Raw genomic sequence first — 25,925 nt, forward strand, 5'->3', positions numbered from 1 at the left:
GGGACTCGCGCTGCGGCCGAGGCGCTATCCGGGCGCACATCCGGCGCGAACGTCGATGACTGTGTCGCCGTACGCGCTTCGATTGCAGTTCCGGCCGGAAATATTTACTGTCTCGACGCAATTTCGTCGAAGTGTCGAAATCGTTCGACTATTAGACGAAGAACCGAGCGAATGTCGACTAATTCGATGTTTAATTGTCAATATTAAATATGTAATATTCGCCTTGGCTATTTGTTTGATTTCCGAATGGAATTTGTCGGGAAAATCGATTTTCGATCTTGTGTCGGTGTCATCGGGAAGTGCCTAGAAGAAGTAATTAAGAACAGGAATGTCCATGATAGAAAAGCACGTGTTCTCAAAAGAAATCCGCGAGCGCTTGAGGCCTTTATTCACCCTGAATAACTGGCGCGGGCCGCTGGAACTGGCCGGCGATTATCTCTGTATCGCGGCGGCCGTCTATGCGACATATTGGTCGATGTGGTGCTACCCGCTCTCGCTGCTCGTGATCGGGTCGCGGCAACGGGCGCTCGCTTCCTTGCTGCACGAGTCCTGCCACAAGACATTCATGCGCAACCGCGCGCTGAACGATCTGTTCGGGCGCTGGCTTGCAGGTTATCCGATCTTCCAAAGCCACCGGGCTTACGTCAAATCGCACGTGCTCGACCATCACACCTTTCTCGGCGACGCGCGACGCGATCCCGATTACATCCATTACATCGAAAGCGGCCTGTTCGACGTGCGTGACCGTCTCGATTTCGTCACGCGGTTCATTGTCAAGACCATCCTGCTTCTCAATGTCGCCGGCTATCTTAGATATTTGTTGATGAACCGGCTCGGAGAAATATCGCGAGCGAAAAAAGAACTGGCGCAACTGGTGCTGACGCAGGCGGCTATTTTCGCGGCCTTTTATGTCGCGGTCGGCCCGCTGGGTTATGTCGTTTTCTGGATCGTTCCAATCATCACGACATTCCAGGTGATTGGGTGGTTTTCCGAAATTTCGGAGCATTATCCCGTGATCCGCACGACTCGCAGCACGCTGACGATCACGCGTAACCGCTTTCCCGTTTTGATCGAGCGTGCGTTCGTGGGCATGCATGGTGACAATTATCACCTCGTTCACCATTTGCTCGCGGGTATTCCGTTCTGGAATCTTAGGCGCGCGCACGCGATCCTGATGGAGGATCCCGCTTATGCGGCGGCCAATCGCGCGCTGGGCGGCATTTTCACCGCACCGTCCGGACGAATATCCGTCATGCGCTCGATTCTCGACGAGATCCGCGTTTCCGCTCCCCTCGATGCTCCCGTAGCTTCCCGACAAGGTGCCTGAATGAACAACGAAATCAAAACGCTCGCCGCAGCCGCATTGAAGGGATTCGCCGCGAATCCGCAATACTCGCAGCGTTTCCGGCAAGGAACCGCATTGCGCGAATGGCTGCAAGTGCCGGCGAGCCGCTACATCGTCGCCGGCGACGCCGGAACCGCGGTTGACCGGATGCGCCTGCTGGCCGGGAAAGGATACGAAGTCGGTCTCGAATACGTCGGCGAAAACGTCACCGATCGCGACGAGGTCCGGCGCATCGAAGCGCAGTATCTGCAATTGATCGACCTGTTGCCGCACGGCGGGCTGGGGCGGCGCACGGAACTCAATTTCGATCTCAGCAACGTCGGCTTGCTGATCGCTCCCGATCTCGCGTGCGAGGTGACGGGGCGCATCGTCGCCGCCGCGGACGAGAAGGGCGCGTTCGTGACGCTCAGCATGGAGCGCTTCCCGATGGTCGACGACATTCTGTCGGTGTTCCACCGCCTCGCCGCCTCGCACGCGAATATCGGCATTACGCTGCAGGCATATTTGCACCGCACGCCGGACGATCTCGACGCAGTGCTGCGGACCGGGCGCAAGATCCGGCTCGTCAAGGGCGTCTATGACGAAATCCCGGAGCGGGCGCTGCCGCGCTCTCCCGCGCTGGACGACCGCTACGCCGAATTGGCGCGCCGCATGACGGACGCCGGCATCGACCGCAGCTTCGCGACGCAGGACCCGGCGCTCATCGAACGCCTGATGCGCGACGGGCTGCTGGCCGACAGGGCGGAAATCGAGATGCTGCACGGCGTGCAGCCGACCCGGCTGCGCGATCTCCGTCGCGACGGCGTGAAGTGCCGCGTCTACGGCACGTTCGGCGACAACTGGTATCTTCATTTCCTTCATCGCCTCGCCGAAGCGCCGGAGACCGTCCTGCAGGCGCTTGCGGATATCCACGATCCGTCGCGCATCGTATTCGGCGGCGAATACTGAGATGCGCCCGATTCATTTCAATACCGCGGGCGCGGGACTGGCGTCGCCGGCGGTCATTCGCGCGATGACCGCCTACCTGAACGCCGAGTTCGAGCACGGCGCGTACGAGGCCGAGCGCCTGCACGCCGAGACGCTGGACGCGTTGAGAGCCGGCTTGGCGTCGTTGCTGAACGCGCGGTCGAGCAGCAGCGTCGCGCTTTTCGACAGCGGCACGCGGGCATGGCTGACGTGCGTGAATGCCGTCGCCGGGTGGCGCGGCCGCGGCAAGGTGTGGACGACGCCGTACGAATATGCGGGCAACCTGCTCGCGTTGCAGAAGCTGTGCGCGCGGCATGCGCTCGAACTGGAAGTCGTGCCGCTGCTCGATAACGGCGATCTCGATCTGCAATGGATCGAAACGCACGCCGGTGAATCGTTGTGCCTCGCGAGCGTGGTTCATGTCCCTTCGGGGTGCGGCATCGTGCTGCCGGTCGAGCGGATCGGGCGCATCCTTCGCGACGCGAGTCCGCATGCGCTTTACGCGGTCGATGCCTGCCAGTCCGCCGGCCAGCTCGACATCGATGTTCAGCGAATCGGCTGCGACCTGCTGACGGCTGCAGGCCGCAAGTTTCTGCGCGGGCCGCGGGGCACCGGCTTCGCGATCGTGTCGCAACGCTGGCTCGACCGTTTGGGCGATCATCCGATCGATCTGCATGCGGCGGAAGTGCTGGCGCTCGACCGGCATCGATTGCACGACGACAGCGCGCGTCGGCTCGAATTGAGCGAAATGCATCTGGCGGCGTCGATGGGGCTGAAGGTCGCCGTCGACGAGGCGCGCGGCCGGGATCTCGATGCCGCCCGACGGATCTACGCGGCGCTTTGCGAGCGGCTCGCCGCTCGCGGCGACGTGACGTTGCTTCATCCGGGATCGGTTCACAGCGGGATCGTGAGCTTCGTGCATCGAGATCGGACGCCCATCGAACTCGTTAATCATTTAAGATCACATCGAATCAATGCATGGAAAATCGCGGGCAGTCATACGCCGCTCTATCTGGGCGCACGCGGATACGAATCGGCCATTCGTTTATCCGTGCATTGCACGAACGCGATGTCCGATATCGACGACCTCGAGCGGGCGCTTTTCAGTTCGACGTGACGCGCACGCTGCTTCGGTGAATCAGGGGACGCGCATTATTCATCGAATCGGCATCGATACATAACAAGCATTTCACTCGCCGCATCACAGGAACATCAAACGGATGGAAACAAACGGACGCCTCGATGGCCGGGCTTTAGGAGCTATCGGCATTGCCTTGTTGACGTGGTCTTCTTCGTATGCCGCCATCGCTTACTGCTTGGGCGCGTTTACGCCCAGCGAGATCGCCTTTTCGCGATTGCTGGTCGCATCGATCAGTTTTGCGGTGTTATGGGTGGTCAAGCGCTTTGCGCTTCCGGCCGCGCGGGATCTGCCGAGAATCGCGATATTCGGCATTCTCGGATTGACGGTTTATCACCTCTGTCTCGCTTACGCGGAGACGCGTATTCCGAGCGGCACCGCGGCGATTCTCATCGCGCTGTCACCGGGGGCGACCGCACTGTTGTCCGCGATCTGGCTGCGCGAATCGATCGGGATGATCAAGGCGGCGGGCTTCATGATCGCGCTTGCGGGCGTCGCGTTGGTCGTCGTCACGAGCGGGCAGGGGTTAAGGATGGAGCCGGCGGCGCTATGGGTGCTCGTGAGCGTTGCGGGCCTCGCGATCTATTCGGTGGGGCTCAAGCCGATCCTCAGTCGCGTCGGATCGCTCGGCGTGACGGCGGCGGCATTCGCCGCGGCGACCGTCGCCGCCGCGCCGTTCGGCGCGCCGCATCTCGCCGCCGCAATCGGCGATGCGTCGCACGCCCGGCTCGCCGCATTGGCATGGCTTGGCATCGCGCCGACTTTCGTCGGATACATCGCGTGGAATTTCGCACTGCGGCGGGCGCCCGCCTCGCAGGTCACGAGTTTTCTGTATCTGTCGCCGCCGCTTTCGATCCTGATCAGTTGGGTCTGGCTTGGCGAGCAGCCGTTGCTGATCACGCTGTTGGGCGGCGGCATCACGTTGATCGGCGTTGCGTTGGTCAATGCGCGCGGCAAGATCGGCAAGACGGCGGGCGTTCAGCCGTCGAGAAGAGGTGCATGAATCCGTATCCGTCGGCGCGGAATCCACGTTGATTCGCTGAGATCGAATCGCGTTGCGCCGATGGGCGCGCTCGCTGCGCAAGAACCCGGGCAACAATCGAACGGCATTCATGCCATGCGGAGGGGCTCGTGAACATGAATCGATTCGTGTCGGCAGGCATTGCGTTGATCGAAGGCGGGCTGATTGCGCTCGCGCTGGCCGTGGCTGTCTATGTCATACGCTGGGCGACGTTTGCGGTCGAGGCGATGTGAGCCTGGAAGGCGGGGCGGCTGCGTGGAAAGCGGAGATTCGTTCGGGCGCGTCGTTTCGAAGAGTCGAGCCATGCGTTGCTCATCGGACGGGCATCTCGTTGCGGCGCGCCGGCGTTCGCGGCGATGCGAATCGGGACGACGGCGCGCGTGCCCGTTGACGCAGCCGAATGGCGCGAAGCGCAACAGCGCAACCGGCCGCGTCGCTTGTCGTCAACGTGAGTGGCGCGTGTTTCTCTGGAGCGGGAGAAGCGTCGAGCACGAGGCGTGCGACCCTGCGTCGGAACAAGCACGGGCGACTCGACGATGAGCGTCTCTTCGGCGTTGCTGATGCGGCGCTCAGCGTAGACGCCGCAGATGCGAGAAGGGCCCGGCGCGAACGCCAGGCCCTTGATTTTCTTGGTAGGCCGTACTGGATTCGAACCAGTGACCAACGGATTAAAAGTCCGCTGCTCTACCAGCTGAGCTAACGACCCAAAAGAGGCGAAATTATAGCGACCCTTCGGCAGGGGTGTCAACCCTTCGGCCGGTCGCGTCGTACGTCGTCACTTGATCGCGTCCAGCTTGCTCTGCGCCGTTTCCGCCGCATTCGAGCCGGGGAACTGCGACACGACCTGCTCGAGGGTCTTCTTCGCGGCCGCCTTCTGGCCTTGCTCGAGTTGATTGGTGCCGATCGCGATCAGCGCATCCGCGGCACGGGGGTGCTGCGGATAGTTCTTCACGAGTCCCTGCCATGTCGCAGTCGACCCCTTGTAGTCGCGCAGTGCGTACTGCGCGTTGCCGAGCCAGTATTGCGCGGTCGGCTGATAGGGGCTTTGCGGGTACTTGGCGATGAACGCGCGGAACGAAGCCGCAGCGCCCTTGAAGTTGCCGTTGCGGAACTGCTGCGACGCCGCGTTGAACGCGTCCGTTTCACCCGGCTGCACCGTGCCTTCTACGCCGTCCACCGTCGTCTTCTGCGGCTCGAATTTCTTGAGGCGCGTATCGAGATCGGTGTAGTACTCCTTCTGTTGGCGTTCGAGCGTTGTCAGACGGTTCGTCAAATCCTCGTTCTCGCCGCGCAGCGTCGCGACCTGCTGGTTCAGCTGGTCGAGACGGTTGGTTTGATCGAGGATCGTGCGTTGCGCGGCGGCGAGCTGGCTCGCGAGACTGTCGGACTTGCTGCGCAAGTCGAGCACCGCACGGCGGGCCTCGTCGTCGTCGAAGAGGCCCGCGTGCGCCGGCGCGGCCGCGAGGGCCGCACCTGCCACGCACAGCGCGGCGGCCGTGCGCAGCCAGGAAAAACGGTGCGTCATACAGCGATTCTTCCGTTACTTACTGTTGATAGACGAGGTCCGCGCGGCGGTTCTGCGCCCACGACGCTTCGTCGTGGCCGAGCGCGACCGGCTTTTCCTTGCCGAGGCTCACGGCTTCCATCTGCGAATCCCCGACGCCGAGCAGCGACAGTGCGCGACGCACCGCTTCCGCGCGCTTCTGGCCGAGCGCGAGGTTGTACTCGCTCGTGCCGCGCTCGTCGGTGTTGCCCTGGATCAGGATGTGGCGCTGCGGGTGGCTCTTCAGGTATTGCGCGTGTTGCTGCAGCAGCGGCTGGTACTGGTCCTGCACCGAGTAGCTGTCGAAATCGAAGTAGACGCTGCGCTTCGCGAGCGGGCTGTTCGGATCGTTCAGCGGATCGACGGTCACTTGCGCGACGTTCTCGGGATTCGGTTGCGTGCTGACGGCGCCGCCCTGGTTCGCGTGTTCGTCGAGCTTCACCCCCGACTTGCACGCGGCGAGCGCGCCGATCATCAGCATCGCGAACGCGAGACGAAGTTTTTTCGACATCATGGTTACTCTCCTTGTGGTCATTGCATGAAGGGCCCCCAGGACGGCTCGCGAATCGCGCCGCCCTGAACGGACAAGATCTGCGGCGGCGCGCTGCCGTCGGACGGAACGGCAGCCAGCACGCTGCGGCCCCCCGATTGCGTAGCGTACAGAATGTACTGACCGTTCGCCGCGAAGCTCGGCGATTCGTCGCGCGTCGTGTTGGTGACGGCATTCGCCGCACCCGTTTGCAGATCCTGAACGTACAGCTTGAAGCCCCCGCCCGTGCGCGAGATGTACGCAAGCAGCTTGCCGTCCGGGCTGATGCGCGGACTCGTATTGTAGCTGCCGGTAAACGTCACGCGCTGAGCGGCGCCAGCGCTCTCGCCTCCGGCGGGCATCCGATAGATCTGCGGCGCGCCGCCGCGATCGCTCGTGAAATAGATCCACTTGCCGTCAGGGGAGTAGAACGGCTCGGTGTCGATCGAACTGCTGCGCGTCAGGCGGTGCAGCCCGCTGCCTGTCGAGCTGACGGAATAGATCTGCGTATTGCCCGTGAGCGACAGCGCGACGGCGAGCGTTTGACCGTCCGGCGACCATGCGGGTGCGCTGTTGTTGCCTTTCTGGTTCGAGATCACGTAGCGGCGGCCCGTCGGCAGATCGTGAATGTACACGACGGGCTTCCTCAGCTCGAACGACACGTACGCCACCTTCGTTCCGCTCGGCGACCACGCGGGCGAGATGATCGGTTCCTTGCTCGTCAGCGCGGGAATCGCGTTCTGGCCGTCCGAATCGGAGATCAGCAGCTTGTAGACGTTGCCCGTGCGCTGCACGTACGACAGGCGCGTGTTGAAGACGCCGCGCACGCCGAGCAGCTTCTGGTAGATGTAGTCGGCGATCTTGTGGCCGGTCTTGCGCATCCCCTCGTTGTCGTTCGACGTCGTCAGCGACAGCCCTCCGAGGCTTTGCTGCTTGACGGTGTCGTAGAGGATGAAGTTGACCTTGTACTGGCCGTTCGGCTCGCGGCTCACGCTGCCCGCGACGAACGCATTCGCGCCTTTCGCCTTCCACGCGCCGAAATCGACCGACGCCGTTTCCGGCACGGGCGTGCCGCCCGCGTCGACGTTGGTGAATTTGCCGCTTCTCGCGAGGTCGGCGCGCACGATCGACGTGACCTGTTGCGGCAGACTCGCTTCGTTGACGAAATTCGCGGTGGCGATCGGAAACTGGGTGGAGCCGACGCCTGTGATCAGGACATTCACCTGCGCGTGGGCGGCACCGCCCGCGGCAATCAGACACGAGGCCACCAGTGCCCTGAAACCTAGCTTCGTCATCAAACTCATGCTTCCTGTTCCCGTATGTACGCTGCGCAACCGCAGAGACTCAAAAATACCCGATTCGTTCCCGGTGCGACGGCGGGAGTGTAAGCGCAAACGCGCTCATTCCGCCGCCTTGAAGGTAATCGTAATCTCGGATGGGGTGCGACCGTTGGTATCGGGCGGCAGGGGCACCGATGCCTGGATCGCGCTGATGACCGCCTGATCCCACCCCGAATTTCCGCTGGACCGGCGGATCGACGTGCTGAGCACGTCGCCCGACGGCGTGCAGCGGATCGCCACGACGGTCACGAGGCTGTCGCGCTCGCCCGCCCACACGATGTTCGGCTTGACGCGCCGGCGGACCTTGTCCGCATAGCCCGGCGACGCGGCGTTGCCGCCCGAGCCCGTGCCCGTGCCGCTCTTCGCGAGGCCTTCGCCGCCGCCCGAGCCGCCGCCCGCCATGCCTTGCAATTGCGCGAGGCGCGCCTGGCGCTCTTTGTCGAGCTTTGCTTTCGCCGCGGCGTTCGCCTTGGCGGCCGCCGCCTTCGCAGCCTTCTCGGCGTCCGCCTTCTTCTGCGCGGCGAGCTGTTCCTGTTTCTTCTGCTGTTCGAGCTTTTGTTGCTCGAGCTTCTGCTGTTCGAGTTTGCGCTGCTGTTCCGCCAACTGCTGCTGCTGCTTGAGCTTCTCGGCCTGCTTCTGCTTCTCGCGCTCGACGGCCTTTTGTGCGGCGAGCTGGGCGGCCTGCTGCGCGGCGAGTTGTTGCGCCTTCAACTGCTGCTGCCGCCGCTGCTCCTCGAGCTGCGCCTCGCGTTCGGCTGCGGCCTGCTGCTCGCGCCGCTTCTGCTGCAGGGCGATGTCCGCTTCCTCGTTCTTCACGGGCGGCGGGGGAGGAGCGACCTTCACGGGCGGCGCGGGCACCGGCTGCGGCGTCGACGTATCCGGCACCGACGTCCACAGCTCGGCCTCCGCGCCGGCCGGCGTGCTGTTCTGCCAATGCACGCCGTGGTACAGGAAAAGCGCGAGCAGTACGTGCATCAGCGCGGCAAGCAGGAACGCGCGGCCTGTGCCGCGCTCGCGCGGCGGCCGGGGCGGATAGGCGGCGGTGCGCGGCTGGCGAGGCTTCATTGCGATTTGACGAGCAGACCGACGCGCTTCACGCCGCGCGCCTTCAGATCGGACATCACGGTCATCACCGCGTCATATTGAACCGTTTTGTCGGCCGCGATCACGACGGGCTGATCCGGATGGTCGGCCTGGCGCGCAGCGATGAAGCTGTCGAGCTCGGCCTTCGTCATCGTGTCTTCCTGCGACGCGCCCGAATCGCCCTTGTAGCGGACGCTCATCTTGCCGTCGGCCTGGATGTTGATGACGACGGGCGGCGTCTGCTCCTGGGGCGCGGCGTTGCCGACGGTTGGCAGATTGACGATCGACGGCGCGACGAGGGGCGCCGTCACCATGAAAATGACGAGCAGCACGAGCATCACGTCGATGTAGGGCACGACGTTGATGTCGGCCATCGAGCGGCGCGAGCGGCCGCCGCGCATGCTGGAACGAATGGGAGTGCCGGCCATCGCGTGCTCCTTATTGCGCCTGGCGCTGCAGGATATTCGAGAACTCTTCGATGAACGTTTCGAAGCGGATCGCGAGGCGGTCGATGTCGTGCGCGTAGCGGTTGTACGCGACGACGGCCGGAATCGCGGCGAACAGGCCGATCGCGGTCGCGACGAGCGCTTCGGCGATGCCCGGCGCGACGTTCGCGAGGGTTGCCTGCTGAACGTTCGCGAGGCCGCGGAACGAGTTCATGATCCCCCAGACGGTGCCGAACAGGCCGATGTACGGGCTCACCGAGCCGACGGACGCGAGGAACGACAGATTCGATTCGAGGACGTCCATCTCACGCTGAAATGATGCGCGCATTGCGCGGCGCGCGCCATCGAGGAGCAGCGCCGGATCGTTCAGGCGCTTTTCCTTTGCCTTCAGGAACTCGCGCATCCCCGATTCGAAGATCCGCTCGAGCGCTCCGATCGTGTGGCGGTTGTTCGCGGCGCTCTGGTACAGCGCCTGCAGGTCGCCGCCGGACCAGAAGTCGCGCTCGAAGCGCTCGGTCTGCGCGCGGGCGCGGCGGATCGCGAACCACTTGCGGAAGATGAACGTCCACGACATCAGCGACAGGACGAGGAGAAGCCCCATCACCGCCTGGGCGAGCACGCTCGCGTTGAGGACGAGGGAAATGATCGACAGGTCTTGAGAAGTGTTCATAGAGGTTTGTGTAACGTCCCTTCGGGGAGGCCTGGCCAGAATGCGCCCGGCCGGCGCGCTCCGGCGGCGTCCGGGTGGAGCGGTCGGCTGCGCGCCGCGCTCGCGCGGTGCGTCGCCGGAAACGCTCCGCCGAATCCTGCTTAGTGGCGGATCATGGGGTCGAGTTCATCGGCTTTGTCTAAACGGCACTCACGCATGCGCCGTTGACACGGCTTGCCGGCTTTATGGCCGGCCCGCGTTCGAGTGCGGCGAAGACGGGGGCCGGGATCGCGGTCGGCTTGAACGCCGAGCGGTCGACGCAGCCGATCCGAATGTCGGCCGCGACGAGCAGCGTGTCTGCCCGCCACGCCTGTTGTTCGAATTCGACGCTCGCGCGGCCGATGCGCGCGATTCTGCAGATGATTTGCAGCGTGTCGTCGAGCCGCGCCGGCGCGCGATAGTCGAGGTCCGCTTGGCGGACGATGAAAATCGCGCCCGTTTCGTCGGCGATCCGGCTTTGGTCGATTCCGCATGCGCGCAGCCACTCGGTGCGCGCGCGTTCGAAGAATCTCAGGTAATTCGCGTAGTAGACGATGCCGCCGGCGTCGGTGTCCTCGTAATACACGCGGACCGGCCACGCGAAGTCGGGTGCCGCGTCGGGCTGTCGGCTGGGTTCGATCATGGCGCGCATTCTACCGGAACAGGCGACCCCGATTCCCCTGATTCGTAACGGAATGTTGCCTTCGCCGGGCCGCCTATACGGCCCGGCGGCGCGATCAGCCGCGATGGACGGTGAGACCGGCGGGCGCCTGCGCGACAGGCATCATCTCGATCGTGTTGATGTTCACGTGCGCGGGACGGGTTGCGATCCAGTAGATCGTGTCGGCGATGTCCTCGGCGGTGAGCGGCTGGACGTTTGCGTAGACGTTCGCCGCCTTCTCGTCGTCGCCGCGGTAGCGCACGTTCGAGAATTCGGTGCCGCCGCAGAGGCCCGGTTCGATATCGGTGACGCGCAGCGGCGTGCCGATCAGGTCGGCGCGCAGGTTCAGGCTGAACTGGCGCACGAACGCCTTGGTCGCGCCATAGACGTTGCCGCCCGGGTATGGATAGCTGCCCGCGACCGAGCCGAGGTTGAAGATGTGGCCGCGGCCGCGCTCGACCATGCCGGGCAGCAGCGTGCGCGTGACCGTGACGAGGCCCGAGCAGTTGGTGTCGATCATCGTCTGCCACTCGTCGAGGCTCGCCCGATGCGCGGGCTCGACGCCGAGCGCGAGGCCCGCGTTGTTGACGAGGACGTCGATCGCGGCGAATTCCGCAGGCAGCGCGGCCGGCACGGCCTCGACGGCCGCGCGGTCGCGCACGTCGAGCTCGATCGGCAGCAGGGCGCCGCCGAGCTCGGCGGCGAGCGCATCGAGGCGCTCCTTGCGGCGAGCGGAGGCGACGACGCGGTGGCCGCCCTTGACGAAGGCGCGGGCGATGGCGGCGCCGAAACCTGCCGACGCACCGGTGACGAACACGATCATTGCTGCAGCTCCTAAAACGATGCTTGCTGGGGGGAACTCGTTAGCCTACTGACATCGCGGCGGTGCGGCAAGGAGCGGCGCGCCCGTCTGCGACGCTCGCGGCAAACCCCCGCCCGGCGCCCCTCATGGATTTGTCCCCTAATATAGGTGGGGACTGCCGCACGCGGTTGCCTATTCATGGCGCATCCAATAAACTAGCGTGCTCAATACCCCCTGCGTGACTGGCGATACGACCTTTCGGGGTCAAGGTGGAGCATCCCACCGTGAAGCGCGGGGCGTCGCTTTTGCCGTTCGCCTGGGCAGCCGTTGTGCGCGCCGCGTTGCGTGCTTTGCCGGTGGCTGTCCCGCCTCGCGTTCCTCGGAATTCCTCCGCCGCGTCGAGCCGGTTGCGCTGCCGGCTGCGCGACGTTACTTGGCCACTTCGGTCAACCTGTACACACTTAACGGAAACCGTATGTTTGACAGAGCCCAAAGCACCATTGCGAACGTCGATCCCGAGATCTGGCAAGCGATCCAGCAGGAAAACGTCCGCCAGGAAGAGCACATCGAGCTGATCGCGTCGGAGAACTACACGAGCCCGGCCGTGATGGCGGCGCAAGGCTCGCAGCTCACGAACAAGTACGCGGAAGGCTACCCGGGCAAGCGCTATTACGGCGGCTGCGAATACGTCGACATCGTCGAGCAGCTTGCGATCGACCGCGTGAAGGCGCTGTTCGGCTCCGAAGCCGCGAACGTGCAGCCGAACTCCGGCTCGCAGGCGAACCAGGGCGTGTTCTTCGCGATGCTCAAGCCGGGCGATACGATCATGGGCATGAGCCTCGCGCATGGCGGCCACCTGACGCACGGCTCGCCCGTCAACATGTCGGGCAAATGGTTCAACGTCGTGAGCTACGGCTTGAACGAGAACGAAGACATCGACTACGAAGCCGCCGATAAGCTTGCGCACGAGCACAAGCCGAAGCTGATCGTCGCCGGCGCTTCGGCGTTTGCGCTGAAGATCGATTTCGAGCGTCTCGCGAAGATCGCGAAGGCGGTCGGCGCGTACCTGATGGTCGACATGGCGCACTACGCGGGCCTCATCGCCGCTGGCGTCTACCCGAACCCGGTGCCGCACGCCGATTTCGTCACGACGACGACGCACAAGAGCCTGCGCGGCCCGCGCGGCGGCGTGATCCTGATGAAGGCCGAGTACGAGAAGCAGATCAACTCGGCGATCTTCCCGGGCATCCAGGGCGGTCCGCTGATGCACGTGATTGCGGCGAAGGCCGTCGCGTTCAAGGAAGCGCTGTCGCCGGAATTCAAGGAATACCAGCAGAAGGTGATCGAGAACGCGCGCGTGCTGGCCGAGACGCTCGTCAAGCGCGGCCTGCGCATCGTGTCGGGCCGCACCGAAAGCCACGTGATGCTCGTTGACCTGCGCGCGAAGAACATTACCGGCAAGGCCGCGGAAGCGGCGCTCGGCAATGCGCACATCACGGTCAACAAGAACGCGATCCCGAACGATCCGGAGAAGCCGTTCGTGACGAGCGGCGTGCGTCTCGGCTCGCCCGCGATGACGACGCGCGGCTTCGGTCCGCAGGAAGCCGAACTGGTCGGCAACCTGATCGCCGACGTGCTCGAGCATCCGGAAGACGCGGCGACGATCGAGCGCGTGCGCGCGCAGGTCGCCGACCTGACCAAGCGTTTCCCGGTCTATCGCTGATCGGCCATGCGCTGCCCGTTCTGCCGGCACGACGATACGCAAGTGGTGGATTCGCGCGTGTCGGAAGACGGCGCCGCGATCCGCCGGCGTCGGCGCTGCTCGGCCTGCGACAAACGTTTTACGACGTACGAGCGGGTCGAGCTGGCGTTGCCGGCCGTTGTGAAGAAGGACGGCAGCCGCACCGAATTCGACCGCCGCAAGATCGTCGCCAGCATGAAACTGGCGCTGCGCAAGCGCCCGGTTGCGGCCGATGCGATCGACGCGGCGGTCGCCCGCATCGAATATCAGTTGCTCGCGTCCGGCGAGCGCGAAGTCCGCAGCGAAAAGCTCGGCGAACTCGTGATGAACGAGTTGCGCCAGCTCGATACGATCGCCTACGTGCGTTTCGCGTCTGTCTACCGTCGGTTCGAAGACGTCTCCGAATTCGCGGACGTGATCGAGGAGTTCCGCCGCGCGGCACCCGCGAAACCGCCGCGCAAGCGCTGAGTTCGCGCATTCCGTTTCCCGTTTCGTTTCCCAGTCCATTCGTTTCTCCTGCGGAGCACGCGGTGTGCGTGCTCGCCTGGGCGATTGTCGTGCGTTCGATTGCGGCGCGCGACTCGGCCGTTCGGCGGATGGTCGGCGTTCGCCGGCACGCGTAGAGTCGGCGCATCGGGTTCCAGGAGAGGGCGATGCGATCGGAGCGTGGCAGTCGGGCGGTGGCGGGTTTCATGCTCGTCGAATTGATGGTCGCGCTCGTGATCGTCGCACTTGTCGCGGTACTGAGCGTGCCGACGTTCGCGGGCGCTCGGATGCGCGACCGGGTCGACGCGCGTGCGCGCGTGTTCGGCGCATCGCTTGCCTATGCGCGCGGCGAGGCGGTGAGGCTCGGCGCGCGCGTGGTGCTCTGCCGCAGCGCCGCGGCCGCGAACTGTATTGCGGCGGGACGGCCGTGCGATGACGGGACGACCGACTGGTCATGCGGCTGGGCCGTCGCCGTCTCGGATGGCGAGCGCGGCATGCGCGTGTTGCGCCGTATCGCGCGTGATGCCCGAGTCGCCGTGACGGGGGCGACTGTCGACGTCATATTCACGCCGCCCGCAGGCCAGGTGATCGGCGGCTTCCGGAGTTTCGAATTTGCACCGAGTGACGCATCGGGCGCGTGGCGCGGCGACCGCTGGCGTCGTTGCCTGCGGATCGCGGCGGGCGGCCGCGTGCGGTTTTTCGAGGGCGGCTGCGGGGCGGCGGCATGATGCGCTCTCGGTCGATGCGTGGGAGCACGTTGCTCGAGGCGGCGATCGCGTGCGCGCTGCTCGCGGTCGCGGCACTTGGTGTGGTCGCCGCATTGCTCGCGGCGATGCGAGGCGAGCGTGACGCCGCGGCGCGCGAGCAGGCGATGATCGTTGCCGATTCGTGGTCCGAGATGGCGCGAGCCGGGGCACTGTCGGGCGTCGATTGGGATGCGTCGATGTCCGGATTGCGCCACGGGAAGCTCGTAGCGACGGGCTCAGGTGCGGGTATTTCGAGTGTACGGGTCGAATGGGAGAGGTTGGGGGCGGGCGCCGCGGGGCCGCGGCATTGCGACGGCGATGTCACGGCGGCCCAAGATGTCGCGAAGCCGTGCGTGACGCTCGCTTATGCATCGACGGATCACCAATGATGGGAGCAACACGTTGGCGCGCGCACACGCTGATCGAGGTGATGATCGCGATGGCGCTCGGCTTGATGATTTTGCTTGCCGCGATGACGCTCTATCGCGTGCAGCGCGCAGCCTATTCGGCGGCGGCCGATGCCGCGCGCCTGCGCGACGCGGCGCAGGCGGCGCTCGCGCTGATCTCGCAACAGATCCAGTTGGCGGGTTTCGTGCCGCTCGATGCGCTTGATGCGCGCTCTGTGCCGGGGCTGTTCGGCTGCGCTGCGGGGCGCCCCGTCGGCGCCGACGGGCAGCTTGCATGCGATTCGCTGGCAAGCGGTTCCGATGGCCTCGTCGTTCGCTATGTGGGAGACGGCGTTTCCACGTGGCCGACGGCGAGCGGGCGGGCGACGGACTGTCTCGGCCAAGGTGTCGGCGTGGCCGACGCGCAGCCGCTGATCGTCAACCGTTTCTACGCACGCGTCAGCGCATCGACGGGCGAACCTGAACTTTATTGCGAAGGCAGCGGCAGGCCCGGCATCGCGCAGCCGCTCGTCGAAGGTGTCGAGCGCTTGCGTCTGCGCTACCGGTTGCACGGCGCCGCACGGTGGATCGATGCGCAGGCCTTGTCTGCCGACGATTGGACCGATGTGACCGCCGTTTCCGTTTGCGTGCAAGTGCGGGGCATGCGCACGGGGCGCGCGGCGCGTTACGTCGACTGCGAGGGGCGAGCGGCGAGCGCGCCGGACACTCGCGCGAGACTATCGCTTCGGCGATATGTTGCGGTCCGTAATCGAGCGGGCGCATGATGCGCTCCATCGCCGGGCTGAATGCGGGGCGACCACGGACGGTTCCGAGGCGTTCGACGCCGCACTATGCGCCGCAGCGGCGGCGCGAGCCGCTGATGCGCGGTTCGCGGGGCATCGCGCTGCCGGGCGTGCTTGCCTTGACGGCCTCGCTCCTCGTCATGTCGCTTGCGTGGTTCGAGATCGCGACGACGGAGGTCCGGCGCACGACGAACGTCGCGAGCCGATTCATTGCATTCCGTGCGGCGGATGCGGCGCTCGAAGCATGCGCGGACGCACTGCGGAGCGGCGCGGCGCCGTTACCATCGGCAAGCGGCGGCACGGCGCCGACGCATGAGCCGAGCGGCTGGCGGCAACCGGGTGCATTCGACGGCATCGGCGCATTCAGGCCGTACGCCGGATGGCCGGGCGCGGCGCAGGCGCCAAGTTGCTTGATCGAAGCGTGGAGGTTGCCGGCGCGCCCCGACGCGCGCGCCTACCTCGTGACCGCGCGCGGTGTGGGCGCGGCGCGCGATACGGTCGAGTGGCTGCAATTGCAGATTGCGATCGAGAGCGGACGCGTCGAACGCCGGTGGCGCCGGGTCGTGGGCCGGCCGGCATAGAAGGCGGAGGAACGGCGATGTCGTGTATCGAACGCAGCTCGCGCTTGCGGGGCTTCACATTGATCGAAGTGGTCGTCGCGCTCGCGATCGTGGCCGTGCTCGCGGCGTTTGCCGTGCCGTCGTATCGCAGTCATGTCGAACGAGGGAACCGGCTGACCGCGATTGCCGCGCTGTATCGCGCCGCTCAATACGTGGACGCGTTCGGCGATGCGCCGCCCGCCGCATTACCGGACGGGATGAACAGGGCGCCCGATTCCGGTCGGGTTGTCTACGTGTTGCGGATCACGCTCGACGACGCGCGCGGCGGATATGCACTGGAGGCGAGTCCTGCCGCCGACGGCGCGATGCAGGGCGATAGATGCGGCGTCTATGTGCTGCACGCGGACGGCACGCGGGGGAATCGCGCGGCCGGAGGCGCCGCCTTCGATGAAGGCGTGCTGGGAGCCGATGTGTGCTGGCGAGCCAGCTAGATGTGGCGCGTCGAGAACCGGTCGCTCGACGCCGGAAACCGGACGGTCGGCGTGATCGGGTCCGCAGTCCGGCCGACAAGCGTCATGGGCGTGTGCGTTGCCGAGCCTCGGCGTCGGATGCGCCGTCGCTGTTCTTCGCCTGCCTCCAGATCTGGTAGGCCTCCCAAACCGCGAAGCCGACGGCGCCCCATTTGAGCGCCGGGCGTGCGCTCGCGCGCAACAGCGCGCGCACGGGCTTCGCGAGCGCGACCGACGCGAGCGAGCTCAATAGCGGATACTGGCTGACGAGCGCGCCGAGCGTCGCGTTCACGTTTCTCGCCGACTTGCCGAGCGATCCGCCCGATACCCCAGGCACGAGGAGCTTCAACCACTTGAAATGCGTGACGGACTGGCGCAGCTCGGCGCCCGCTTGCGCGAGTTCGAGGCGCTCGACGTCGGAGCGCAGGATCAGCAGTTCCTTGCGCAGCGCGCGGTACTGGGCCGCGCTCATGTGCCGCTTTTGCGAAGCGGTGTGGAATCGTTGTTCCGGAACGGAGTGACTCATGGCGCGTCGACGAGAAATGGGCGAGAAGAGGGAGAACGCTGCCACGCGTTCACGGCTTGCCGCGGAACAGCTCGCGGTCCTTTTCGAGTTCGTTCAGCGTCGCTTCGAATACGACGGGCGCGTTGCGCAATCCCGAGCGCGCTTTCAGCCAGCAGGCGAATGCGCCGAGCGCGTAGAGCGCTGTGATGGCGGCGAGCGATTGCCAGCGATAGGTATCCCAGAACGCGATCGCGATGAGCGCCGTCAGGCTGATGAGCGCCATCGTCGCGAGCATCATCGCGGCGATCCCGAGAAAGAGCACGCCCATCAGGCGTTCCTTCTCCTCGGCGAGCTCGATGCCGACGAGTTCGAGCCGGGTCTGCAGGAGAGCGAACACCGAGCCGAGCAGGCGGCGCAGCGGTCCGTGCCCGGACTGGTGCGATGAAGTTTCTGTCGTCATGGAAGAGGCGCTTGCGCGCGAAGAGCGGCCGGTACCGCAACGGACCGGAGCGGGCCGAAGCACATGGCCCCGGCCGTCGCGCGGAGGCGGCCGGGCCGGGGGCTGTCTCTCGCGGTGGCGAGCCGCGTTACTTGCGATTGATCAGAAGGCCGATCAGCACGCCGACGCCAGCCGCGACGCCGATCGACGTCCACGGGTGCTCGTGCACGTAATCGTCGGTGGCGCGTGCCGCCTTCTTGCCCTTCTCGACGACGACCACCTGAACGTCGGCTGCCTTCTCCTTCGCCTGTTTCAGACGCGCGAGCGCTTTCTCGCGCAGCTCGGTCGCACGGTCGCCCGTGCTGCTCGCGGCCTGCTTCAGCAGGTCTTCCGCGTCCGCGAGAACAGTTTTGATATCCGACATCAGTTTCTCCTTGTTGACTTCAGACATTGCGACTCCCTTCTTGCCGAGGCGGGTTGTGCTACGGACATCGTAGCGAAACCCGTGCCTGCGCGCGGGTGCGGCGGCACGGCACGCAGGCAGCGCAAGATCGCGCTTGAGTAGCATGATGGTAAACGACTTGTCGAGACAATAGAGAGCCGTTCCGGAACGAAAAAGTTTCCAGGATTGTCAAATCGCACCCGGCGAAAATGATAAAAAGGCATGAATATCTGACGGAATAATCGTTCGCGCCGGCCGCGGGATCACTTAAGCTTAAAGCTTGTCCGGATGCGTTCTGTATTCGGGCGCCCAACCCATGCAAGTTCAAGGAGCTGCAACATGAGTCTACGTCTTGGCGACATCGCGCCGGATTTCGAGCAGGATTCGAGCCTCGGCCGCGTCAAATTCCATGAATGGCTTGGCAACAGTTGGGGCGTCCTGTTCTCGCATCCGGCCGACTACACGCCCGTGTGCACGACGGAGCTCGGCCTGACCGCGAAGCTCAAGGGCGAATTCGAGAAGCGCAACGTGAAGGTGATCGCGCTGTCGGTCGACAGCGTGGAGTCGCACAAGGGCTGGATCGACGACATCAACGACACGCAGGCGACGAGCGTCGGCTTTCCGATCATCGCCGACGGCGACCGCAAGGTTTCGGAACTCTACGACATGATCCATCCGAACGCGAACGAGACGCTGACCGTGCGTTCGCTGTTCGTGATCGATCCGAACAAGAAGGTGCGCCTCATCATCACCTACCCGGCGAGCACCGGCCGCAACTTCGACGAAGTGCTGCGCGTCATCGATTCGCTGCAGTTGACCGACAACTACAAGGTCGCGACGCCCGGCAACTGGAAGGACGGCGACGATGTCGTGATCGTGCCGTCCCTGCAGGATCCGGAAGAACTGAAGCAACGCTTCCCGAAGGGCTTCAAGGCTGTGCGTCCGTACCTGCGCCTGACGCCGCAGCCGAACAAGTAAGCGGTTTGCGCGCCGCGCATCGGCGCGTCACGAAGGTCATATGACGAAAAAGCCCCGGCGATCATGCCGGGGCTTTTTCGTTTGCTGCGCCGCTTCGGCGGCGCGGGCGCATCCGCGCACGGGTGCCGCGCGTCGTCCGCGCGGCCGCGCCGGCTCTGGCTCGGCGCGTTGGCGAAGAGAACGCCGGTGCCGCATCCGCGCGACGTTCGCAAAACTCAGAAGAACGCCTGAATTCCCGTTTGCGCGCGGCCGAGGATCAGCGCGTGGATGTCGTGCGTGCCTTCGTACGTGTTCACCACTTCGAGGTTCACGAGGTGGCGCGCGACGCCGAATTCGTCCGAGATGCCGTTGCCGCCCAGCATGTCGCGGGCGAGGCGGGCGATGTCGAGCGCCTTGCCGCACGAATTGCGCTTCATGATCGACGTGATCTCGACGGCGGCGGTGCATTCGTCCTTCATCCGGCCGAGCCGCAGCACGCCCTGCAGGCCGAGCGTGATCTCGGTCTGCATGTCCGCGAGCTTCTTCTGGATCAACTGGTTCGCGGCGAGCGGACGGCCGAACTGCTTGCGATCGAGCACGTACTGGCGCGCCGTGTGCCAGCACGACTCCGCCGCGCCGAGCGCGCCCCACGCGATCCCGTAGCGCGCCGAGTTCAGGCACGTGAACGGCCCGCGCAGGCCCTTTACGTTCGGCAGGATGTTCTCTTCGGGGACGAACACTTCGTCGAGCACGATCTCGCCCGTGATCGACGCGCGCAGGCCCACCTTGCCGTGGATCGCCGGCGCCGACAGGCCCTTCCAGCCCTTCTCGAGGATGAAGCCGCGAATCTCGTCGCGCCCGTCCTCGTCGAGCTTCGCCCAGACGACGAACACGTCGGCGATCGGCGAATTCGTGATCCACATCTTCGAGCCCGACAGCGCGTAGCCGCCCGGCACCTTCTTCGCGCGCGTGACCATGCTGCCCGGATCGGAGCCGTGGTTCGGCTCGGTCAGGCCGAAGCAGCCGATCCACTCGCCCGTCGCGAGCTTCGGCAGGTACTTTTCCTTCTGCGCGTCGGAGCCGAATTCGAAGATCGGCACCATCACGAGCGACGACTGCACCGACATCATCGACCGGTATCCCGAATCGACGCGCTCGACCTCGCGCGCGATGAGCCCATAGCTCACGTAGCTCAAGCCGGGGCCGCCGTACGCCTCGGGAATCGTCGGGCCGAGGAGGCCGACCTCGCCCATTTCGCGGAAGATCGCCGCATCCGTGGTCTCGTGGCGGAACGCTTCCGTCACGCGCGGCGCGAGCTTGCCCTGCGCGTAAGCGTTCGCGGCGTCGCGCACGATGCGCTCGTCGTCGCTGAGCTGCAGGTCGAGCAGCAGCGGATCGTCCCAATGGAAGGTTGCGGCAGCCATCTCGTCATCTCCTCGCTTGACTGTAGTTCCGCTATGCGGAACAATGTTTTGCAAATTGGCCCCAGTGTATCACCGCATGAATTTTTCGACCATCGATGCCGACACGCTCGACGAACGCAAGTTCGTCGTCGCCCTCGCCAGGGGGCTCGATCTGTTGCGCGCGTTCCGGCCAGGCGAAACGATGCTCGGCAATCGCGACTTCGTCGAGCGCACCGGGCTGCCGAAGGCGACCGTCAACCGGCTCGCGTACACGCTCACTGTGCTCGGCTATCTGCGTTACGACGACGCGCTCGGCAAGTACGCGCTCGATGCCGGCGTGCTGTCGCTCGGCTACGCGCTGCTCGCGGGCTCGGACACGCTCGCGCTCGCGCGGCCGCACATGCAGGCGCTCGCGCGCGAGATCGGCGCGGCGGTGTCGCTCGGCTGCCGCGACGGTCTCGACATGATTTACCTGGAGACGATCCGCAGCGAGACGGCGCTCACGCTCGGGCTCGCATCGGGGTCGCGGCTGTCGATGCTGACGAGCTCGATGGGGCGTGCGTATCTCGCCGTACAGCCGCCCGACGCGCGCGCGGCGCTCCTTGCCGAGCTGCGCAGGACGGCGGGGAAGGGGCGGGCGGGGGCGGCGCTTGTCGAGGCGGCGGAGCGGGCGGTCGACGCATTCACCGTCGACGGCTGTTGCTACTCGTTTCGCGACTGGCACGACGACGTGAACGCGGCAGCCGTGCCGTTTCGCGAACCGCGCGAAGGGCGCCGGCTGATTCTCAGTTGTAGCGGGCCGGCGTCGTCGATGGGCGAGGAGGTGTTCCGCAACCGGATCGGCCCGAAGCTGAAGGCGCTCGCTCGACGGCTCGGGGAGCTGGGCTGAGCGGGCGCGCGAGCGCCGCTCGCGGGGCCGCGCTTCGCCGCCGCTTCGCCGCCGTAATTCGATGCCGCGCATGGGCGGCGCGGCCATCTTTGTCCGCTTCGACGTCGCTTGTCGCGACGCAAGGCCGCGGGCGACCGCGCCCGGTTGTATCGTAGATGCCGTTTTCCATCGCAGCATGCCTATGCCACGTGAACAGGAGGTTCGCGATGTCGAGCTCGGAATGGCTGGAAGGCGGGTGCGCGTGTGGCGCGATTCGATACCGGATCGCCGGCACGCCGGACGACGCGGGATTCTGTCATTGCCGGCTGTGTCAGCGGACGACGGGCGCCGCCGTGCTCGCGTGGGCGACGGTGCCGATCGGTGCCCTCGAGTACGTGAAGGGCGAGCCGCGCGTGTTCGCGTCGAGCGCATGGGGCGAGCGGCGCTTCTGCGCGCAGTGCGGCGCGCAGCTCGAATACCGGCGCTCGGCCGCGCCTTCGACGGTCGAGGTCAATTACGCGACGCTCGACGACCCGTCGGCGATCGTGCCGAAAGCGCATACGTGGTACGCGAGCCGCATTCCCGGCCTCGCAGTGGCGGGCGGTTTGCCGGTGCGCGACGATGGCGACCACTGAGCCGGCGCCGCGCTTGAACCGGCATCGCGCGAGCGCGGCCGGGCGATGATGATCGGGCGCGAGGCTTGCGAACTGCGTTGCGGCGCACGAGTGGCGCGTGTTTCGCGCGCGCGGGCGGGGATGTGTCGCTCGCGCCCTGCGGCGCGGCTGCCGGGCATCGCCCGAACTCCGTCAGACCGCGGCGGGTTGCGAGAACACCGGCCCCTGCACGAGCCGCACGTCGTACTGACGCAGTAGCTCGAACTGCGTCTCGTCGACGACGCGATCGAAGATGAGCGGAATGCGCACGCGCTGCGCATAGCCGACGAGCGCCTTCACCATCCCTTCCCGCAGCGCGATCGCGGCGTCCATCTTGATGTAGTCGGGCCGCGCCATGTCCGATTCGACGGCAAGGATGCGCCCCGGATCGGGCAGCTTGTCCGCGACCTTGAAGCCGTAATGCTGATAGCTCTTCGTCAGATAGCCGAGAAACGTCTTGTGCGCGACGGCCGCCGCCGGCAGCTCGATCACGACGCGCTCGGGCGGCAGCCCGAACCCCTTGAGCACGGTCGAGAAGTGCTTGCCGTGGTCGTACTTGACGCTCTTCAGCAGCCGCTCGTGCACGCGCAGGAACAGCAGGCCGTGCCGCTGCGCGCCGAAGAAGTTGATCGCATGCAGGCTGCGCGCGAGCCGGTCGAGCGCGACGAGCTCCTGATCGTCGGCGACGGCGTCGATCGGATCGAACGGCGCGCCGCCCGCGTGCGTGAGCGCCTGGAAGCCGAGTTCGTCGCCGTAGCGCTCGATCGCGTCCGACAGCGATGTCGATTGCGGCGCGCCTGGCATCGACACGTCGTAGATCGGCTCGTAGACGCTCTCCAGCTTCCGATCGCGCAGATGCGCATACGCGCCTTGCACGCCGTCTTCGAGCGCGAGGTGGTCGCAAAGGAACGGAAGCTTGCCCGCGCGGGCGACGAGCTCGGGAATGGTGGGCGGAACCATGGACTCCGGAAGGAAGAAAGGCGGCCGAAACGGCCGCCGTATATGAACGATAGTAGCAGCGCCGCGCGCGATTGGCTCGCGTGAGTTGCTCATATCGATATCGGTTCCGCGCGATCGATTAGGGTATACGTTGATTTCACTAATCGTAATTGGTTTTACCATTCGTAAATCGTGATGTTGACGCAGATCAAGCAATCACGCGCGCCGCTTGTCCGGCGAAAGCGGCGCGCATCCCTCAATACGGAGCAAGGAGCGACAGATGGCGGGTGACAAGAAATTTGCATCGCAGGCGGATCTGGCCGAGAAGAAGGTGACGTTCGAGCGGCTGTCCGAGCACGCTTACGCCTATACGGCGGAAGGCGATCCGAACACGGGGATCATCGTCGGCGACGACGCGGTGCTCGTCGCCGACACGCAGGCGACGCCCGTGATGGCCGCGGATGTGATCCGCCGGATTCGCGAAGTCACCGACAAGCCGATCAAGTACGTGCTGCTCACGCATTACCACGCGGTGCGCGTGCTGGGCGCGTCCGCGTACGGCGCCGATCACGTGATCGCGAGCCAGGACACGTACGACCTGATCGTCGAGCGCGGCGCGGCCGACATGAAGAGCGAGATCGAGCGCTTCCCGCGCCTGTTCCGCTCGGTCGAGTCGGTGCCGGGCCTCACGTGGCCGACGCTCACGTTCAAGGGCGAGATGACGCTTTGGCTCGGCAAGCTCGAGGTGAGGATCATGCAGCTCGGCCGCGGCCACACGAAGGGCGACACGGTCGTCTGGCTGCCGCAGGAGAAGGTGCTGCTGTCGGGCGACCTCGTCGAATACGGCGCGACGCCGTACGCGGGCGACGCGTACTTCCAGGACTGGCCCGCGACGCTGGACGCGATCGCGGCGCTCGCGCCCGAGAAGCTCGTGCCGGGGCGCGGCGCGGCGCTGAAGACGCCGCAGGAAGTGGCCGACGGCCTCGCGGGCACGCGCGCGTTCGTGAGCGAGCTGTACGCGAAGGTGAAAGCCGGAGCGGCCGAGGGCCGGGACCTGAACGCGATCTACAAGGAAACCTACGCGCAACTGAAGCCGAAGTTCGGCGACTGGGTGATCTTCGATCACTGCATGCCGTTCGACGTGACGCGCGCGTTCGACGAGGCCACGCAATATCCGGATCCGCGGATCTGGACGGCCGAGCGCGACAAGGAAATGTGGCGGACCCTCGAAGGCTGAAGCACGGCGGGCGGCGATCATGACCATCGATTATCAGACGCTGAAGTTCGACTATCGTCCGCGCGCGGCGCTTGCCGATGCGGGCGAGCCGCATCCGGCCGTCGTCGTCGGCGCGGGGCCCGTCGGGCTCGCGGCGGCGATCGATCTCGCGCAGCACGGCGTGCCCGTCGTGCTGCTCGACGACGACGACACGCTGTCGAGCGGCTCGCGCGCGATCTGCTTCGCGAAGCGCACGCTCGAGATCTTCGATCGCCTCGGCTGCGGCGAGCGGGTCGCGCAAAAGGGCGTGAGCTGGCATGTCGGCAAGGTGTTCCTGCAGGACGAGCTGATCTACGCGTTCGACCTGCTGCCGGAAGCCGGGCACGCGCGGCCCGCGTTCGTCAATCTGCAGCAGTATTACGTCGAAGGCTATCTGGCCGAGCGTGCGCTCGAGCTGCCGAACCTCGATCTGCGCTGGAAGAGCCGCGTGACGGGCATTCGGCAGACGCCCGAGCACGCGGAGCTCGACGTCGACACGCCGGAGGGCCCGTACACGCTGCGCGCGCGCTACGTGATCGCGGCGGACGGCTCGAAGAGCCCGCTGCGCGCGATGATGGGGCTCGACAGCCACGGCCGCACGTTCAAGGACCGCTTCCTGATCGCCGACGTGAAGATGAAGGCGCCGTTCCCGGCCGAGCGCTGGTTCTGGTTCGATCCGCCGTTCCATCGCAATCAATCGGTGCTGCTGCACCGGCAGCCGGACGACATGTGGCGCATCGATTTCCAGCTCGGCTGGGACGCCGATCCCGTCGCGGAGAAGGCGCCGGAGCGCGTGATTCCGCGCGTGCGCGCGCTGCTCGGGCCGAACGTCGAGTTCGAGCTCGAATGGGTGAGCGTCTATACGTTCCGCTGCCAGCGGATGGACAGCTTCCGCCACGGCCGCGTGCTGTTCGCGGGCGATTCCGCGCATGGCGTGTCGCCGTTCGGCGCGCGCGGCGCGAACAGCGGCGTGCAGGATGCGGAGAACCTCGCGTGGAAGCTCGCGCTCGTGCTCGACGGCCGCGCGCCCGACCGTCTGCTCGACACGTATGCGCGCGAGCGCGAATTCGCCGCCGACGAGAACATCCGCAATTCGACCCGCTCGACCGACTTCATCACGCCGAAGAGCCCGATCTCGCGCGTGTTCCGCGACGCGACGCTCAAGCTCGCGCGCGACTGCGAGTTCGCGCGCAGGCTCGTCAACAGCGGCCGGCTATCGGTGCCGGCCGTGCTCGCCGATTCGCCGCTGAACACGCCCGATCGCGCGGGCGAGACGTTCGAGCGCGCGCCGGCGCCGGGCGCGGTCGCGCCCGATGCACCCGTGCTCGCGAACGGCGAGCCCGGCTGGCTGCTGCAGCATCTGAAGGGCGGCTTCGTCGGCATCCTGTTCGGCTCGATCGGCGACGCGGGCGAGCTCGTCGCCGCGACGCGCGGCCTCGCGCCGCCGGTCGCGCCCGTGCTCGTCGTGCCGAAGGGCGAGGCGCGCGCGGTCGAGGGCGTCGACGTGATCGAGGACAGCGAAGGGCTCGCCGCGCAGCGCTATGACGCGCGCCCCGGCACGTTCTATCTGCTGCGTCCGGACCAGCATGTGTGCGCGCGCTTTCGCACGGCGCAAGCGAGCGCGGTGCGCGCGGCGCTCGCCCGCGCGATCTGCCGCGCGTGAGCGGAAAA

General features: G+C 65.8%; 29 protein-coding genes, 1 tRNA gene and 1 riboswitch. Of the genes, 16 read left to right on the top strand and 14 right to left on the bottom strand.

All coding sequences use genetic code 11. The features are described 5' to 3' along the window. Nucleotides 1-334: 334 nt before the first annotated feature. The 4 genes from gntB to BTH_RS19170 all read left to right on the top strand — a co-directional run bounded on the left by gntB (nt 335) and on the right by BTH_RS19170 (nt 4,452). The gene (gene gntB / locus BTH_RS19155; protein ID WP_009889359.1) at nt 335-1,327 is read left to right on the top strand and encodes a guanitoxin biosynthesis L-arginine gamma (S) hydroxylase; all 993 of its coding nucleotides are present in this window, start codon (nt 335-337) and stop codon (nt 1,325-1,327) included. Continuing rightward, nucleotides 1,328-2,293 (top strand): proline dehydrogenase family protein, encoded by a 966-nt coding sequence (locus BTH_RS19160; protein ID WP_009889361.1) that lies wholly within the window; start codon nt 1,328-1,330, stop codon nt 2,291-2,293. Between the two features lies 1 nt (nt 2,294). Beyond that, nucleotides 2,295-3,428 carry an aminotransferase class V-fold PLP-dependent enzyme gene (locus tag BTH_RS19165; protein WP_009889363.1) on the top strand — a complete coding sequence of 378 codons (1,134 nt, stop codon included), beginning with the start codon at nt 2,295-2,297 and terminating at the stop codon, nt 3,426-3,428. A 103-nt stretch (nt 3,429-3,531) separates the two neighbouring features. After that, nucleotides 3,532-4,452, top strand: a complete 921-nt coding sequence (locus BTH_RS19170) for a DMT family transporter (RefSeq protein WP_011402039.1) — start codon at nt 3,532-3,534, stop codon at nt 4,450-4,452. Nucleotides 4,453-5,100: 648 nt separating this feature from the next. Here BTH_RS19170 and BTH_RS19175 read toward each other — a convergent pair. The 9 genes from BTH_RS19175 to BTH_RS19215 form a co-directional block, all read right to left on the bottom strand. Continuing rightward, nucleotides 5,101-5,176, bottom strand: a tRNA-Lys gene (locus BTH_RS19175). A 69-nt stretch (nt 5,177-5,245) separates the two neighbouring features. Continuing rightward, complete coding sequence (gene ybgF / locus BTH_RS19180) at nt 5,246-5,995, bottom strand: tol-pal system protein YbgF (protein ID WP_009889370.1); 750 nt, start codon at nt 5,993-5,995, stop codon at nt 5,246-5,248. Nucleotides 5,996-6,014: 19 nt separating this feature from the next. Further along, nucleotides 6,015-6,527: a peptidoglycan-associated lipoprotein Pal gene (gene pal / locus BTH_RS19185; RefSeq protein WP_009889372.1), complete on the bottom strand. Its 513-nt coding sequence runs from the start codon at nt 6,525-6,527 to the stop codon at nt 6,015-6,017. 17 nt (nt 6,528-6,544) lie between these two features. Then, nucleotides 6,545-7,846 (bottom strand): Tol-Pal system beta propeller repeat protein TolB, encoded by a 1,302-nt coding sequence (tolB, locus tag BTH_RS19190; protein WP_009889374.1) that lies wholly within the window; start codon nt 7,844-7,846, stop codon nt 6,545-6,547. A gap of 96 nt (nt 7,847-7,942) precedes the next feature. Next, entirely contained in the window at nt 7,943-8,947 is a 1,005-nt protein-coding gene (gene tolA / locus BTH_RS19195) for a cell envelope integrity protein TolA (protein ID WP_009889375.1), read from the bottom strand. Next, nucleotides 8,944-9,393: a protein TolR gene (tolR, locus tag BTH_RS19200; RefSeq protein ID WP_009889376.1), complete on the bottom strand. Its 450-nt coding sequence runs from the start codon at nt 9,391-9,393 to the stop codon at nt 8,944-8,946. The genes tolA and tolR overlap by 4 nt, the downstream gene beginning before the upstream one ends. A gap of 10 nt (nt 9,394-9,403) precedes the next feature. After that, entirely contained in the window at nt 9,404-10,081 is a 678-nt protein-coding gene (tolQ, locus tag BTH_RS19205) for a protein TolQ (protein ID WP_006025431.1), read from the bottom strand. A 178-nt stretch (nt 10,082-10,259) separates the two neighbouring features. After that, nucleotides 10,260-10,751 carry a tol-pal system-associated acyl-CoA thioesterase gene (ybgC, locus tag BTH_RS19210; protein WP_009889380.1) on the bottom strand — a complete coding sequence of 164 codons (492 nt, stop codon included), beginning with the start codon at nt 10,749-10,751 and terminating at the stop codon, nt 10,260-10,262. An 85-nt stretch (nt 10,752-10,836) separates the two neighbouring features. Then, nucleotides 10,837-11,583: an SDR family NAD(P)-dependent oxidoreductase gene (locus tag BTH_RS19215; protein WP_009889381.1), complete on the bottom strand. Its 747-nt coding sequence runs from the start codon at nt 11,581-11,583 to the stop codon at nt 10,837-10,839. Nucleotides 11,584-11,790: 207 nt separating this feature from the next. Then, a riboswitch (ZMP/ZTP riboswitch) is annotated at nt 11,791-11,891 on the top strand. A 146-nt stretch (nt 11,892-12,037) separates the two neighbouring features. Here BTH_RS19215 and glyA point away from each other — a divergent pair. The 7 genes from glyA (at nt 12,038) to BTH_RS19250 (ending at nt 16,775) form a co-directional block, all read left to right on the top strand. Further along, nucleotides 12,038-13,285, top strand: coding sequence for a serine hydroxymethyltransferase (gene glyA, locus BTH_RS19220; protein ID WP_009889382.1), 1,248 nt, complete (start codon nt 12,038-12,040; stop codon nt 13,283-13,285). 6 nt (nt 13,286-13,291) lie between these two features. Continuing rightward, a complete protein-coding gene (gene nrdR, locus BTH_RS19225) occupies nt 13,292-13,771 on the top strand; it encodes a transcriptional regulator NrdR (protein ID WP_009889383.1) in 480 nt (159 codons plus the stop codon). 185 nt (nt 13,772-13,956) lie between these two features. Beyond that, nucleotides 13,957-14,517, top strand: a complete 561-nt coding sequence (locus BTH_RS19230) for a GspH/FimT family pseudopilin (protein ID WP_011402043.1) — start codon at nt 13,957-13,959, stop codon at nt 14,515-14,517. Continuing rightward, nucleotides 14,514-14,924, top strand: a complete 411-nt coding sequence (locus BTH_RS19235; RefSeq protein ID WP_009889389.1) for a hypothetical protein — start codon at nt 14,514-14,516, stop codon at nt 14,922-14,924. Before BTH_RS19230 ends, BTH_RS19235 begins: the two co-directional genes overlap by 4 nt. Further along, nucleotides 14,921-15,706 carry a type IV pillus assembly protein gene (locus BTH_RS19240; RefSeq protein ID WP_009889391.1) on the top strand — a complete coding sequence of 262 codons (786 nt, stop codon included), beginning with the start codon at nt 14,921-14,923 and terminating at the stop codon, nt 15,704-15,706. Before BTH_RS19235 ends, BTH_RS19240 begins: the two co-directional genes overlap by 4 nt. 95 nt (nt 15,707-15,801) lie before the next feature. After that, complete coding sequence (locus tag BTH_RS19245; RefSeq protein WP_011402045.1) at nt 15,802-16,305, top strand: pilus assembly protein; 504 nt, start codon at nt 15,802-15,804, stop codon at nt 16,303-16,305. A 17-nt stretch (nt 16,306-16,322) separates the two neighbouring features. Continuing rightward, on the top strand, nt 16,323-16,775 hold the full coding sequence (locus BTH_RS19250) for a type IV pilin protein (protein ID WP_011402046.1): 453 nt from the start codon (nt 16,323-16,325) through the stop codon (nt 16,773-16,775). Between the two features lie 82 nt (nt 16,776-16,857). Here BTH_RS19250 and BTH_RS19255 read toward each other — a convergent pair whose 3' ends face one another. The 3 genes from BTH_RS19255 to BTH_RS19265 all read right to left on the bottom strand — a co-directional run bounded on the left by BTH_RS19255 (nt 16,858) and on the right by BTH_RS19265 (nt 18,188). Beyond that, nucleotides 16,858-17,265, bottom strand: a complete 408-nt coding sequence (locus tag BTH_RS19255; RefSeq protein WP_009889396.1) for a DUF3318 domain-containing protein — start codon at nt 17,263-17,265, stop codon at nt 16,858-16,860. Nucleotides 17,266-17,368: 103 nt separating this feature from the next. After that, nucleotides 17,369-17,758, bottom strand: coding sequence for a phage holin family protein (locus BTH_RS19260; protein WP_009889397.1), 390 nt, complete (start codon nt 17,756-17,758; stop codon nt 17,369-17,371). A 127-nt stretch (nt 17,759-17,885) separates the two neighbouring features. Continuing rightward, nucleotides 17,886-18,188 carry a DUF883 family protein gene (locus tag BTH_RS19265; RefSeq protein WP_009889398.1) on the bottom strand — a complete coding sequence of 101 codons (303 nt, stop codon included), beginning with the start codon at nt 18,186-18,188 and terminating at the stop codon, nt 17,886-17,888. 330 nt (nt 18,189-18,518) lie between these two features. Between BTH_RS19265 and BTH_RS19270 the strand changes: the two genes are divergently transcribed. Next, nucleotides 18,519-19,157 carry a peroxiredoxin gene (locus BTH_RS19270; RefSeq protein WP_009889399.1) on the top strand — a complete coding sequence of 213 codons (639 nt, stop codon included), beginning with the start codon at nt 18,519-18,521 and terminating at the stop codon, nt 19,155-19,157. 215 nt (nt 19,158-19,372) lie between these two features. Here the strand turns inward: BTH_RS19270 and BTH_RS19275 are convergent, their stop codons facing one another. After that, nucleotides 19,373-20,560, bottom strand: coding sequence for an acyl-CoA dehydrogenase (locus tag BTH_RS19275; protein WP_009889403.1), 1,188 nt, complete (start codon nt 20,558-20,560; stop codon nt 19,373-19,375). Between the two features lie 76 nt (nt 20,561-20,636). On the opposite strand from BTH_RS19275, the gene BTH_RS19280 reads away from it, so the two are divergent. Together BTH_RS19280 and BTH_RS19285 are read left to right on the top strand one after the other, a co-directional pair. Then, nucleotides 20,637-21,428: an IclR family transcriptional regulator gene (locus tag BTH_RS19280; RefSeq protein WP_009889405.1), complete on the top strand. Its 792-nt coding sequence runs from the start codon at nt 20,637-20,639 to the stop codon at nt 21,426-21,428. Between the two features lie 206 nt (nt 21,429-21,634). Continuing rightward, nucleotides 21,635-22,042: a GFA family protein gene (locus BTH_RS19285; protein WP_009889407.1), complete on the top strand. Its 408-nt coding sequence runs from the start codon at nt 21,635-21,637 to the stop codon at nt 22,040-22,042. A gap of 171 nt (nt 22,043-22,213) precedes the next feature. On the opposite strand, the gene BTH_RS19290 is transcribed toward BTH_RS19285, so the two are convergent. After that, the gene (locus BTH_RS19290) at nt 22,214-23,020 is read right to left on the bottom strand and encodes an EAL domain-containing protein (RefSeq protein ID WP_009889409.1); all 807 of its coding nucleotides are present in this window, start codon (nt 23,018-23,020) and stop codon (nt 22,214-22,216) included. 259 nt (nt 23,021-23,279) lie between these two features. On the opposite strand from BTH_RS19290, the gene BTH_RS19295 reads away from it, so the two are divergent. Together BTH_RS19295 and BTH_RS19300 are read left to right on the top strand one after the other, a co-directional pair. Continuing rightward, entirely contained in the window at nt 23,280-24,236 is a 957-nt protein-coding gene (locus BTH_RS19295; protein WP_009889411.1) for an MBL fold metallo-hydrolase, read from the top strand. Between the two features lie 19 nt (nt 24,237-24,255). Then, nucleotides 24,256-25,917, top strand: coding sequence for an FAD-dependent oxidoreductase (locus BTH_RS19300; protein WP_009889413.1), 1,662 nt, complete (start codon nt 24,256-24,258; stop codon nt 25,915-25,917). Nucleotides 25,918-25,925 lie beyond the last annotated feature (8 nt).

Origin of the sequence: Burkholderia thailandensis E264, assembly GCF_000012365.1 — a bacterium.
In the GTDB taxonomy this organism is placed as follows: Bacteria; Pseudomonadota; Gammaproteobacteria; order Burkholderiales; family Burkholderiaceae; genus Burkholderia; species Burkholderia thailandensis.